Origin of the sequence: Sphingorhabdus sp. M41, assembly GCF_001586275.1 — a bacterium.
Taxonomy (GTDB): domain Bacteria; phylum Pseudomonadota; class Alphaproteobacteria; order Sphingomonadales; family Sphingomonadaceae; genus Parasphingorhabdus.
This window is the reverse complement of sequence record NZ_CP014545.1, coordinates 2,121,922-2,134,498: the sequence shown is the minus strand read 5'-3', so window position 1 is coordinate 2,134,498 and position 12,577 is coordinate 2,121,922. Positions and strand designations below refer to the sequence as shown.

Here is a 12,577-nt window from a genome sequence, read left to right as displayed (position 1 = left end):
GAATGCAAAAAAAAGGACGGTAGCCTCAGAGCTACCGTCCTTTTTCGTAAATTATTCTGTCGGGGTCATTGCCGTGTCGACGTCAGTGAACGTATTGCTGAGCGTGTTACCCAACTGACCCATTGCAACAATAGCTGCAACAGCGATCAAAGCAGCAATCAGGCCATATTCGATAGCCGTTGCGCCTTCTTCATTCTTGAACATTTTACGTACGAATTTCATGTCTGGTCTCCTAGATTTGACAAATTCACTTTCCCAATTGGATAAATTAGCATCCAATATTCAACCGCCTAGCGTAGAAACTTTACCAAAGATTTAAGTGGGCAAGGCTTTATGAAACTTCTGTCACCTGATCGGCGACACCATCCCATGTGTTGGCGGTCTGATTGGCAACCCCGGTGATTGCAACAAGTGCTGCAATCGCTACGAGAGCCAAAATCAAACCATATTCAACAGCCGTCGCACCCTTGTTGGAACGACATAATTTTTTCAAAAGATCAAACATGTCTCTCTCCACGTGGATAAAGTTCTGCTAAGTCGTGAACGAGACCCGTTTCACAGAAAGGAATTAACAAAATCCTTACGTCGCATAAAAATATGGAAAAAAATCCGACATATCTGTTTGTCACCGCAGCTGCGCTGATTGATAAGAATGGCCGAGTCCTGCTGCAAAAGAGGCCAGAAGGCAAGCCAATGGCCGGGCTCTGGGAGTTCCCGGGTGGCAAGGTCGAAGCGGGAGAGACTCCGGAAGCGGCCTTGGTTCGTGAGCTGAAAGAAGAATTGGGCATCAACGTACAGGAACCTGATATTGCGCCGGTGGCCTTTGCCAGCGAAGCTCTGGAGGAACAGCATTTGGTGCTCCTGCTATATATCTGTCGCAAGTGGGCAGGTCATGTTGAAAGTCCGGAATCGTTGGACCTCCTGTGGCTTTCGGTCGACGCGATCCATGACCTACCGATGCCACCAGCCGATGGACCATTGGTCGATATGTTGTCCAGCGTACTTCGGGATTCAGCTTAGCTTTTTACCCGGTTTTTGTCGCCTCCGGAAAGAGTGGTGGCGAGAGATGTCTGTCCACTTCCCCTGCGCGCCGGTTTCGGCTGGTCTGGATGAGGAGCCCATGCGCAAAGATATAACAGCGTGACGGTCTCCGTAAATTTACCGGCGGCATCTGTTTGGGTCTCGAATAACGAGCGGATGTTCCGATAGACATCGCGTCTGATCGGTGAGACGCTGTCAGTCATGATATTGCTCCCTCCCGCATCTCTCAGATCGTCAATCAGGCGTTGCAGGGTTGAATATCTGAGGTTCAGGCTCTCGCTGTCAGCCACGGGTAACGTCAACCCAGCGCGCGCCAAGAGATCACCAGCCGTTCGGACGTCGAGTTGCGGATGAATATGCGCCGCAACTCGATCTTCCTCGGCTTTCATCATTATAGTTTTAAGGGACGGGAAGCTCTCTGCGCTGACCAAGGCGGCTAGCAGCAAACCGTCAGGCATCAATATTCGACGACTCAAAACAAGCGCCCCTGGCAAATCATTAACGGCGTCCAGTGATCCCACATTGATTATCAGGTCAAAGCTGTGGTCGGCAAATGGCAAGCGATCATCATCACATATCACGCCGCCGAGATCGTTCGCAATCCGCGCACTGGAATCAGCGTAGACAACAGCCATGCCACGCTTTTTCAGCTCTCGTCCAAGCGTGGCAGAGGGAAGGCCGACTATGAGCGCCCGCCTAAACGTGCGCTTGACGACATTTAGCCGCTCCAGAATTTCTTCAGCCATGATCTTTGAGAGAAAGCCTTCGCCACGTGCCCGGACATAGGCGCGGTCTCGGACAATGCGCCGTCGCGTGCGGTTAAAAACTTCAGGGACATTGACTGTATCGGTCATAGGGTCTTGCGGCTTTAGGAGCGCTGGACAAAAAGATCAAATGCCGTTGCGAGCCTTGTTTAAACCTCTTCTAGATTTTGCCTTGCCGCCAAGATGTCCGATATGCGGGGTTACGGTGGACGCAGATAACCGCTTCTGCCTGTCTTGCTGGCAAGGACTGGATTTCCTCGCAAGGCCGTGGTGTGCCGGTTGCGGACTCCCGTTTGCTTATGATCGTGCCGATGATAGTCTTTGTGTGAAATGTCTTGCGGACCCGCCTTCCCATGATGGGGTCCGGGCCGTGGTGCGTTATGATGATCAAAGTGCGTTGATCGCGATGCGTCTGAAATACGGCACCAGATTGGGGCTTGCAATATTGATCGCAGAACATCTTCAAAAATTCGCTGCCGAATGTTCCGAAAATTCGGTCATTGTTCCAGTACCGCTCCATCGCTCTCGCCTGTGGCTTCGCGGGTTCAACCAGTCGGTTCTGATTGGCAGAGAACTTAGCCGGAGCGCTGGTATCGGGATGAACCATGATGTCATTTTTCGCCACAAGCCTACCCCTCTATTGAGAGGAATGAGCGGCACACAACGGAGAAAAACCGTCGATACGGCGTTCGCACTTCGGGCCGATGCGCGGCTGGCCATCGCGGGCAAGTCCGTCCTGCTGGTCGACGATGTATACACCAGCGGATCGACCAGCAATGCCTGTGCCCGCTTGCTCAAAAAAGCTGGAGCGGAACAAGTGCTCGTTTTCTGCTGGGCAAGAGTTATAAGCGATTTCGAAAATGGCTAGAGTCTGGAACAGTTAGCGCTCGCTTGAAATTAAACCGCTGGCAGCCCATTTGCGGAATAATGGTAGAAAGATCGAAATATGTCGAAAATTGAAATATATACAAAATTTACCTGCGGTTTCTGCTTTCGGGCAAAGGCCTTGCTTGAAAAAAAGAATGTAAGTTTCGAAGAGACAGACATCACCATGGGCGGTGAAAAACGTGAAGAAATGATCCAGCGCTCAGGTGGCCGGACGACTGTTCCGCAGATATTTATCGATGACCGCCATATTGGAGGTTCGGACGATTTGTCCGCCTTGGACCGGTCCGGCGAGCTCGATGCACTTTTGGCGAGTTGATCTGTTTTGAAAATTGCGCTCGCCCAGATGTGTAGCGGCATTGATCCTGAGGAAAATGCCAGACAATTTCGCTCGCTCGCTGTTGAGGCTGCGAGCGGCGGAGCCGCCATGATCTTTACGCCAGAGATGACGGGGTTGCTCGATCGAAATCGGTTGCGCGCGGCCGAAATGATCAGGACGGAAGAAGATGATGTCCTTCTGTCGACCGCTCGTTCGCAAGCCAGGAAGTCGAGGATATGGGTACATCTTGGTTCTCTGGCCATAAAAGCCTCAGGCGATTCAGGCGAGAAATGGCTTAACCGCTCCTATCTGATCAATCCCGACGGGGAAATTACCGCGCGCTATGACAAGATTCATTTATTTGATGTTGATCTGAGTACTGATGAAACGCTTCGCGAATCCTCTGCTTATGTAGGCGGTCACAATGCGGTCGTGGCGTCGATCCCCGATGCAACGCTGGGGTTGTCGATTTGTTATGATGTTCGCTTTCCAGGGCTATACGAAGCATTGACCAATGCCGGTGCAGACATATTGGCCGTTCCGGCAGCATTTACTGTTCCGACGGGAAAGGCTCATTGGGAAATATTGTTGAGAGCTCGTGCGATCGAAGCTGGTGCCTTTGTCGTGGCGGCTGGGCAATGTGGACAGCATGAGGACGGCCGTTCGACCTATGGCCACTCGATGGTGATTGATCCCTGGGGCGAAATATTGCTTGATATGGGTGAGGAAGCCGGGCTTGATTTTTGCGACCTCGATCTGGGCAAAGTGGCGGAGGTACGTTCCAGGGTTCCTGCTGTTGCAAACCGCAGGAATTTCGAACCACCGGTGAACATGAGATGATAATCTTCGACTTGATATGCGTGAAGGGGGAGCATCGGTTCGAGGGTTGGTTCGGATCCTCGAAAGATTATGCGGAGCAGCAGGATCGCGGATTACTGGAGTGCCCCATTTGTGGCAGCACCAATATCGCCAAGGCTGTCATGGCGCCCAATTTGGGCAGAAAAGGAAATCAGCAGCAGGCTGCAATGAAGCCAACGGATGATCGAACTGCGCCCGAGGTAACCAAGCCGGTGAGCAACAGTGAGGTTGTGCCAGCTGAATATAAGGAAATGCTTGGCAAGCTGGCAAAGGTACAAGAGAAGATGCTGGCCAATTCCGAATGGGTGGGCGACAAATTTGCCGACCGGGCCCGTGATATCCATTATGGGGAGGCGGATGAAAAGCCAATTCACGGCACTGCGTCGCAGGAAGAAGTGGCCGATCTGGTGGAAGAGGGCATCGCGGCATTGCCTCTGCCTCTTCCGGTTCTACCTCCTGAATCCAAAAATTGATTCTGGCATGCTCTTGCCTTTGGGGCTAAACGCGCAAACTTAATGCGCCCGTAGCTCAGTCGGATAGAGCATCAGATTCCTAATCTGGGGGCCACAGGTTCGAATCCTGTCGGGCGCACCATTCCGCTATTTTCCATTTAAAAATTTTTGAATGGGAACAGCAGCTCCCATTGCGACGCTAGGTCTCCCGCCTGAGGTGGGCGTATACGCTAGGTTGTCAGTTGCGCCAGCGTGGTCGTTGGAACGATTTTCCTGGCCAGATGGCTGGCGGACAAATTATCACCAGAGGCGGTTGCCGGCGCCGTCGGCGTGGCGTGCCGGAAATAGTTTTCGATTCAGGCAATCAATTGGACTGGGATAGTTGCGCGCCAATCACAGCAAGATTGTCCTATGATGCACATGCTGGCACACTGACGGCTTAACCCTCGTTTGTAACCACCTGTGTACCGCAGAAACAATTGGAGCTATGCGAGCAGCGATATTCTCATGCAGCTTTGAGAAAATCATGCAGTGCATTCTGCATTTTCTGGGGGAATTCCTCTATTTGCCACTCGCTTAACCCATCCTCGAGCAGCTTGGCTTGTTCGCCCAATTCAGCTTCACCAAACATAGCAGCGGTGCCGGCCAACTTATGCAGTTCATCTTGAATTTTCCGGATTTCACCTTCCGAAAACGTGCCTTTTCTGACAAGGCCAATAACAGCGCTGATCGTTTCCTCCTTGCGCAATCGAAAACGTTTCACCAAATCTTCAGATAGTTCGCTTTTGGCCTCTTTTGCCGCTGAACTATTGTCGTCCGGTTGCTTAGGTTTGATCCAGTGCTTCAAGACAGATTCAAGGATTGAGATATCGACAGGTTTGGCAATATGGGCTTGCATTCCGGCCTCTAGGCAATTGCGAATATCATCTCCATACGCATTTGCGGTGATTGCGATTATCGGAAGAATTTCTTCAGATATTCCGCTTGTTCGGATGATGCGAGTCGCTTCATATCCGTCCATAAAAGGCATCTGGATATCCATCAGTACAAGATCGAACGGCTTGTCGTTGGATATTGATTGAGATATTTGGGCTACAGCCTCGGTCCCATCAGAAGCCAGTTCGGTTTCGTAGCCCAGTCGCTTGGTCATAGCCTGAATGAGAATTTGGTTCACATCGTGATCTTCCACCAACAACAGGCGAGCCTTGGCAGTGGATGAATTGGACGCATTATTTTGACATTGAAGTTGCGCTTGTGCGTTAGCGCGGTTCATGCCCTGATTCTGCTTCATGCTATTCTCTTTCTTTTTGGCTCTTACCAATCCAGCTTCAAAGTCAGTCGGCACCTCAATTGAACCAAGATGAAAGACGGCAATTATGGCCCGCAGTTAAGGGTTAAAGTTCATCACAGCCGATGGGGGCGGTAAATCCAATGATCGGTTTATGAAGTTGCAGACACCGAATTTCTACCTTGGAATCAAGAGGGGGCAGCCCGATGACTGGATATAATTATCAACCGAGAGTCCCGGAAATCCAAAATATTCTAGGCGGAATGTTCGTTGTCGCCATTTTTATTGGGAGCATATTGATTAATTTTCATGTGATCAATCCGTAATTACATCGAGACATGTGCAGGACCGGTTTGACCCAAACTTCTGTTTCATTTTCTCGGGCCGAGTGAGGCGAGAAATTCAACCGCAAAGGAACTGAAATTGGCGACTATCCTTTTTGCAGATGACGATGCGCTACTTGGCGATTTGGTGCATCATAAACTTGAATCTTGCGGTCACAGGGTTACCGTAGTGGACAATGGATATAGTGTACTGTCCGCCGCCCTCAGAACACGGCCGGACCTCATCATTTTAGATAACCGCATGCCTGGATTAAGAGGCCCGGAAGTCCTGCCCGTTCTCAAGAGGCAGGCGAGAACCTCGGCAATCCCGGTGTTGGTGCTGACCAGTCTAACCGGTGAAAATGCCATGGCAGAGGCCTTCCGCGGAGGGGCTGCAGATTATATGGCGAAACCCTTTCTGCCGCAAGATCTGGCCGACCGCATCTCTTCATTATTGGGTCCGCGGGAATCGACGCAAAGAGTTGGGACAGGTTTATGACACCCTTTTTGAAACGGATCCGTCGTAAACTGAAATACAATGAGTTTTTTCCAGTCGACTTAACGGCCGGCATCACATTGGTTTTGGGTGTCACCATATTGCTAGGTGTCACGATTTTTTCGTGGCTCTTGACCAAGACAACGACATATGAGCGGAATCATGCAGCCTTTGAGACTTTGTCCAAAGATAATGAGCAGGCGCTTATTCATAGAATAGAATCCTATCGACAATCGCTGGACAGCGGTGCTGCCCTGTTCGCGGCGTCGGATCTGGTGACGACAGACGATTGGAAGACTTTCGTTGACATACTCAAGATCGAAGAAACATTGCCCGGCATCAATGGAATTGGTTTTATCGAGCAAGTATTGCGTTCACAGGAACGCGAATATGTGGAGGATGTTCGGTCCCGCGGCGTCAAGGATTTCGCTGTGCATCCCAGAACACAATGGTCGGAAATCCTGCCGATTGTCTATATTGAACCAAACTCAAAAAACAGCGAAGCCGTAGGTCTGGATATTGGCTTTGAAGCCAATCGTCGGGCGGCCGCACAAGCGGCGAGAGATTCCGGAAAGGCAACCATCACAAAGCGAATATTCTTGGTGCAAGACCATGAGAAAAGTGCAGGGTTTCTGCTGCTTCGGCCAATGTACCAGCCAAGGTGGCCGCTGGAAACTGTATCACAGCGCCGCGCCGCATTTCGGGGCTGGATATACGCACCATTTATCGCGTCACGTTTTATGCAGGATCTGACGGCCAGCCAAGGTAAAAATTTCAGTATCACCGTTCATGATGGAAAATCCACCAGTGAATCCGAATTGATTTTCGAGAATGGGCCAGAATCCATCGCATCGCGGTCAGCTCAATATTCGGTAACAAAGGTCTTGCCGATCATGGGGCAGGAATGGACTGTTTCGTGGCACAGCACACCGGAATTCGAAAGCAGTGTTGGAACGCAGGAGCCCAAGTTTGTTCTGATTGGCGGATTGGCGCTGATGCTCGCCTTCGTCACTCTCGTGATTTTCTTTGCTCGTCGTGAATCCTATGTAAAGCAAGAGGTTGCAAACAAAACCAAAATACTTGTCGACAAGGAAAAGGAGATCGTCAGTGCTTTGGAAGTCGCCGAAGCTGCGACTGGTGCCAAGTCGAAATTCCTTGCCAACATGAGCCACGAGATTCGAACACCAATGAACGGCGTTATAGGCTTTACCCAATTGTTGGACGATGGCACGCTGAACGAAACACAAAAGAAATATGTTAGGCTGATATCTGACTCCGGTTCAGCGATGATGACTCTGCTCAACGACATTTTGGATATTTCCAAAGTGGATTCCGGCTCGATGACAATCACACCGGAACCCTTTGACGTGCGAGATTTGCTAAATAGTTGCGTAAAGATTTTTTCCCCGAATGCGGAAGAAAAGAATCTGACGATCTTGGTCGAGGTGGACAGAGATTTGCCGGTGTGGATTGAGGTGGATGGTTACCGGATGCGTCAGGTTGTGATGAATCTATTGGCCAATGCCATCAAATTTACAGAAACCGGCTATATTACCATATCGGCAAAATTCAGAGAATTGGGTCCATCCGGGCAAGTTGATTGTCAACAATCGGAACTGACGATATCGGTCGCCGATACCGGGTTAGGTATTGCTTCGGATCGGCAGGAGGCAATTTTTGAACCGTTTATCCAAGAGGACGATTCAACAGCAAGAAAACATGGCGGCAGCGGATTGGGCCTGACGATCAGCAGGCAATTGGTTGAGCTTATGGGGGGCTCGATTCAATTGGAAAGTCAAGTCGGGCGCGGTTCGAAATTCACCTTGGAAATACCTGTAGCCAGACTCGAAAAGGGGGCATCTGAAAATCTGATCAAATTTCCGACCCAGCCGCAGCCACATAGCGAAAATGCAGGGGGTGCTATACGTATCTTGGTAGCGGAAGATCATGATGTAAATCAGGTGTTGATTGGAGAAATGCTGAACCGGCTGGGTTATGAATTTGAACTTGCAGTCGATGGTGCCGAGGCGGTTGCGATGATCAGAAAAGCTGCCCTAGCGGAAAATCAATATGATCTGGTATTGATGGATTTGCAGATGCCCTATGTAGATGGTATCAAAGCTGCACAAATGGTGCGAGAACAAGGCATCGATGGACAAATGCTTCCTATCATAGCGCTTACTGCTAATGCGTTCGAACAAGATGTAGAACGTTGCATTGAGGCCGGAATGCAAGCGCATCTTGCGAAACCCATTTCCATTGAAGGTTTGCGGGAAGCAGTGCTTGATTGGGTGAACGAAGATGCTGTTCAAGTCCAGACCGTCCCGAATGAAGCTAAATAACATTCTGATATTCAGCATATGAAACGATAGCAGGCTAGAACTGGCAATCCGAAAATCGGTATCATCTGTGTAGACGACCAATATCGCAATGCCCTGAACAAGCGATTGGGTTTGTAATCCATACAACCTTTGCGGAGGTGTTCATTGACTGAATAACCGCTTTTAGTTTTGGAATGAAAGAAAAGACATCGCAGGTCAGGATTGCTTCAATAGATCTGCGAAATGGTAAATTAGCAATGGCCCCTAATATTTAAGTTTACCAATTTGAGCCGTAACTTAAATATGCTAGGTCAACTTAGGTGTCTGTCCTTTTTGGTCCAGATTATAAAAGGATAAAAAGGTGCCTCAGGTTTTCAGTGAAATAGCGGAAAATGAAGCACTTCCTCTACAAAATAAAATTGAGAACGGTCAAACCACTCTTTTCCACGGCACAATTCTAACCAATTGGATCTGGAAAGTTGCGCCTCCGCTCCTGGTGCTGTTAACGACACTTTCGGTTCTTGTCTTCGGTTGGGGCAGGGGCATAAAGGAGCTTACGAGCCTCCACCCTTCATTTGCTGCCATGGTGCCAAGCACCGCATTTCTTTTCGCGTTGTGTTCTGCATCCATTCTCCTTTGGTCGATCTACCCTAGGCAACGGTTTTCAACGATCGTCGTCCAACTGAGCGCATTTTTGGCAATGACCGGTTCCGCAATCAATGTCGCCTTTATCGTGAAATCACCGTCGTCCGGCATTGATGCCGCTATCTGGCCTGAAAATTCGTCTTTTGTAATCGAGCATATGTCTATCGCGACTTCGCTGTGCTTTTTCCTTTTGGGAACCGCGCTGCTCCGGATGCCGATCCAGAGTACCAAGGACCATCTTTACAATTTTTCAACAACGCTGGGATCCGGGATCGCAATGTTGGCGTTGATTGCTTATGCTTTTGGCGCTTCCTCTCTTTATGCCGTGGCGTTGTTTACGACGATGGCAATCCACACCACGATTGCATTTGCGATATTATTTGCAATGGTTCTACTCGCTCGTCCCGATCGAGGATGGATAGCGATATTGGTGGCGGACGGCCGTGGAAGCGCTAGCGCTAGGCGAATGATGCCATTTCTGCTTGGCGTACCATTTTTACTAAGCCTGTTGGTGAATTGGGGCCTCAAACTCGAACTTTTCGATGCAAATTTTCAACTAAGCGTGCTCGCAGTTGTAACAATGTTGCTTCTGGCAATCGTGTCGATCCGAGATGCAAGGGTTGATAATCAGGCAGAGCGCTTGCAGCTGGATACCAGTATGCGACTGGCTTCATCGAAAGCCGCGATCAAGGCCAAGTCGAGTTTTCTGGCCAATATGAGCCACGAAATACGAACACCGATGAATGGCGTAATGGGGTTTACCCAGTTGCTATTGGATAGCGAGTTGGATGACGAACAACGCCAATATGCTGAATTAATCTCTGAGTCGGGCCACTCGATGGTCGCTTTGATCAATGATATATTGGATATATCGAAAATCGATGCGGGGCAGATGACGTTGGCCGAAGAGCCGATCGATATTCGGCATGCGATTGAAGGTTCGGTCCGGCTGATGAAAGCCGCCGCAGCTCAAAAAGGTCTGAAACTGGAATCGGAATATGATGATTCATTGCCGCAAAAATTTCTGGGCGATCAGTTGCGCATACGTCAGATTCTCTCAAACCTCATCGGCAATGCCGTAAAATTTACCCAGCAGGGAGGCGTGTCGGTTCAAGCCAGAAAAATCGGCCTTGGTAATCATGAACTGATAGAATTGGCGATTTCTGACACTGGCATCGGCATCGCGCCCGAACGGCAATCCGTAATTTTTGACGAATTCAGTCAAGCCGACGAATCAACTGCCCGCAAATTTGGAGGTACTGGTTTGGGCCTTGCGATTAGTCGCCAACTTGCGGATTTGATGGGCGGCGCGATTAGCTTGCAAAGCGAATTCGGCAAAGGCACGACTTTTTTCGTCACGCTTCCGGTTCGGTCGATGGAGGCGGAAAGTCAGGAGACAATTGTAAATCAGTTGGATGCAGAAATTGAGCAAAGCGTTTTGTCGGCCGGTAGAAAAATCCTGGTGGCAGAAGACAATCAGATAAATCAGGGACTTATAGAAGCCGTGTTGGACAAATACGGGCATGAATGTGTAATGGCCCGAAATGGAATCGAAGCGCTCGCGGTCGTCGAGGAGGCGCATAACTCAGAACAGCCGTTCGAACTTGTGCTGATGGATATTCAGATGCCTAAGCTCGACGGTATTGAGGCGACAAGACAAATTCGTGCACGCGGATTTTCGGCCGAGTCCCTGCCGATCATTGCCATGACCGCCAATGCATATGACCAGGATATAGAAGATGCGCTATCTGCCGGTATGCAGGCCCATCTGTCGAAGCCGCTCAACTTGGTTCAGCTCCTGGCAATTCTGGATGAATGGATGCCTTCGGGCGACCGCTCCGTAGTCTAGTTATCGGTTGTTGCCAAAAATGATTTGCCACTTTGGCCGATCAATCATCGACTGGGCAGTTTTCTGCGACAGGACAATCGGCGACCTATCAATTGGCTGCGGCCGGAAAATTGGCTCATTCCAGATTCAACTCACTGTAGTTCCTCGAGCAGCTTCAATGAATTAGGATTGATTAAGTCGGCTGGAACACGTGCTGGCAGGACTTTTACTGGCACGATTTGTTCGTTCAAAATGATGGCCCGGCTATCTTTCCCGCTCGCTGACTCGGTTGCGTTCCATAGGCCGACTCGGTAAGGAGAAGCGCAATTTATGGGACTTAACCTTGGACGATATCGAGCTAGAGTCATCGCGCGTGGCAAAGTTAACTGCAAAGCAGCGAGAATGCTTGCATCTCGTGGTGCTCAGAAAATCCTCCAAGGAAATTGCCCGGATTCTTGAGATTTCCAAGCCAGCAGTGGACCAACGCTTGGTGAGCGCCCGACGTGTACTGGGGGCGGCCACCCGAGATGAAGCCGCATTAATATATGCGAGGGCATCCGGCACCTATGATCGGATATTATATGATCCGGTAGGTGTTCCCTATGATGACACTTTCGGTCCAGAAGGACCTCAGGACGAGCGGTCGGGTTCATCCATGCTTGAAGAAGTATCCGTCCTTTATGACTTGGATGCCGAGCATGATTTGAACGTGTGGCCGCAAATCTTGAAGGAGACAGAAGGTAATTGGGGAACCGCGCAAAGAATTGCGATCATCGTCATTCTGACTATCGGAATTTTGGCAATTGTATTGATTGGCTTGTCAGTTTCCCAGTCTCTTTCCAGTCTGTTGACAGCCTAGCCACCGACTAGGCTCTCATTTTTCGAAACAGCAAGAATCCGCATTTTGCGGAGAGGGAAAACTATGTCTTATCAAATCAGAATAGCATCCGATCGAATCAAGCAAGATGTGCCTCAAACAGAGACTTCCATAGATCAGGCTCTCATCTCCGTTTCGAACTTGCTGGCCACTTTGGTGCAAGCGCGCGTCGATACCGGTGTGCCAGCAGCTACCGGACAGATTGCCGTTCGAAGGTTGGCAAAGGCACAAATGGCGCTTGTTGAGGCCAGCAGCGATGTTCTGCGGGTGCATGGTGAACTGAAGAAAGTCGGGCAAGAATTTGCTGGCTTGGATGTTCACGATACATGTCCGCCTGCTCAGGCTGCAGTCGGCCCCGGCAATTTGCATTCAGTCGCCGCATAAACGATCAGAGGTTGACTGGCATGCTTGGGGATGGTCCATCTAAAGAATGCGAACTCTCGTTTTTCTTCTCTTCCTCGGTGCGATCTGCGTTTATGC

Annotated in this window: 14 protein-coding genes, 1 tRNA gene and 1 pseudogene; 12 read left to right on the top strand and 4 right to left on the bottom strand. The window is 49.9% G+C overall.

From position 1 onward, the window contains the following. Window positions 1-51 precede the first annotated feature (51 nt). Together AZE99_RS10195 and AZE99_RS15940 are read right to left on the bottom strand one after the other, a co-directional pair. Complete coding sequence (locus AZE99_RS10195) at window positions 52-222, bottom strand: Flp family type IVb pilin (protein WP_067200580.1); 171 nt, start codon at window positions 220-222, stop codon at window positions 52-54. Between the two features lie 109 nt (window positions 223-331). Further along, window positions 332-505 carry a Flp family type IVb pilin gene (locus AZE99_RS15940; RefSeq protein ID WP_082788328.1) on the bottom strand — a complete coding sequence of 58 codons (174 nt, stop codon included), beginning with the start codon at window positions 503-505 and terminating at the stop codon, window positions 332-334. A 92-nt stretch (window positions 506-597) separates the two neighbouring features. Here AZE99_RS15940 and AZE99_RS10190 point away from each other — a divergent pair, with 92 nt between their 5' ends. Further along, the gene (locus AZE99_RS10190) at window positions 598-1,020 is read left to right on the top strand and encodes a (deoxy)nucleoside triphosphate pyrophosphohydrolase (protein ID WP_067200577.1); all 423 of its coding nucleotides are present in this window, start codon (window positions 598-600) and stop codon (window positions 1,018-1,020) included. Here AZE99_RS10190 and AZE99_RS10185 read toward each other — a convergent pair. Then, entirely contained in the window at window positions 1,017-1,895 is an 879-nt protein-coding gene (locus tag AZE99_RS10185; protein ID WP_082788327.1) for a class I SAM-dependent methyltransferase, read from the bottom strand. The genes AZE99_RS10190 and AZE99_RS10185 overlap by 4 nt on opposite strands. Here AZE99_RS10185 and AZE99_RS16510 point away from each other — a divergent pair. The 6 genes and pseudogenes from AZE99_RS16510 to AZE99_RS10160 form a co-directional block, all read left to right on the top strand. Continuing rightward, a pseudogene (locus tag AZE99_RS16510) lies at window positions 1,843-2,130 on the top strand (double zinc ribbon domain-containing protein); the annotation flags it as partial. The gene AZE99_RS10185 and the pseudogene AZE99_RS16510 overlap by 53 nt on opposite strands. A 48-nt stretch (window positions 2,131-2,178) precedes the next feature. Further along, entirely contained in the window at window positions 2,179-2,673 is a 495-nt protein-coding gene (locus AZE99_RS10180; protein WP_335339240.1) for a ComF family protein, read from the top strand. 78 nt (window positions 2,674-2,751) lie between these two features. Then, window positions 2,752-3,009 (top strand): glutaredoxin 3, encoded by a 258-nt coding sequence (gene grxC / locus AZE99_RS10175; RefSeq protein WP_067200570.1) that lies wholly within the window; start codon window positions 2,752-2,754, stop codon window positions 3,007-3,009. Window positions 3,010-3,015: 6 nt separating this feature from the next. After that, window positions 3,016-3,849, top strand: coding sequence for a carbon-nitrogen hydrolase family protein (locus tag AZE99_RS10170; RefSeq protein WP_067200567.1), 834 nt, complete (start codon window positions 3,016-3,018; stop codon window positions 3,847-3,849). After that, a complete protein-coding gene (locus AZE99_RS10165) occupies window positions 3,846-4,340 on the top strand; it encodes a DUF1178 family protein (protein ID WP_067200565.1) in 495 nt (164 codons plus the stop codon). Before AZE99_RS10170 ends, AZE99_RS10165 begins: the two co-directional genes overlap by 4 nt. Window positions 4,341-4,384: 44 nt before the next feature. Next, window positions 4,385-4,461 (top strand) — tRNA-Arg (locus AZE99_RS10160). 363 nt (window positions 4,462-4,824) lie between these two features. On the opposite strand, the gene AZE99_RS10155 is transcribed toward AZE99_RS10160, so the two are convergent. Beyond that, window positions 4,825-5,610: a response regulator gene (locus tag AZE99_RS10155; protein ID WP_067200562.1), complete on the bottom strand. Its 786-nt coding sequence runs from the start codon at window positions 5,608-5,610 to the stop codon at window positions 4,825-4,827. 420 nt (window positions 5,611-6,030) lie between these two features. On the opposite strand from AZE99_RS10155, the gene AZE99_RS10150 reads away from it, so the two are divergent. The 5 genes from AZE99_RS10150 (at window position 6,031) to AZE99_RS10130 (ending at window position 12,481) form a co-directional block, all read left to right on the top strand. Beyond that, complete coding sequence (locus tag AZE99_RS10150) at window positions 6,031-6,429, top strand: response regulator (protein ID WP_067200559.1); 399 nt, start codon at window positions 6,031-6,033, stop codon at window positions 6,427-6,429. Continuing rightward, window positions 6,426-8,768: a CHASE domain-containing protein gene (locus AZE99_RS10145; RefSeq protein WP_067200557.1), complete on the top strand. Its 2,343-nt coding sequence runs from the start codon at window positions 6,426-6,428 to the stop codon at window positions 8,766-8,768. The genes AZE99_RS10150 and AZE99_RS10145 overlap by 4 nt, the downstream gene beginning before the upstream one ends. 340 nt (window positions 8,769-9,108) lie before the next feature. Next, window positions 9,109-11,241, top strand: coding sequence for an ATP-binding protein (locus tag AZE99_RS10140; RefSeq protein WP_156472209.1), 2,133 nt, complete (start codon window positions 9,109-9,111; stop codon window positions 11,239-11,241). A 322-nt stretch (window positions 11,242-11,563) separates the two neighbouring features. Then, on the top strand, window positions 11,564-12,079 hold the full coding sequence (locus AZE99_RS10135; protein WP_231862585.1) for a helix-turn-helix transcriptional regulator: 516 nt from the start codon (window positions 11,564-11,566) through the stop codon (window positions 12,077-12,079). A gap of 63 nt (window positions 12,080-12,142) precedes the next feature. After that, window positions 12,143-12,481, top strand: a complete 339-nt coding sequence (locus tag AZE99_RS10130) for a hypothetical protein (RefSeq protein WP_067200548.1) — start codon at window positions 12,143-12,145, stop codon at window positions 12,479-12,481. Window positions 12,482-12,577: the final 96 nt, after the last annotated feature.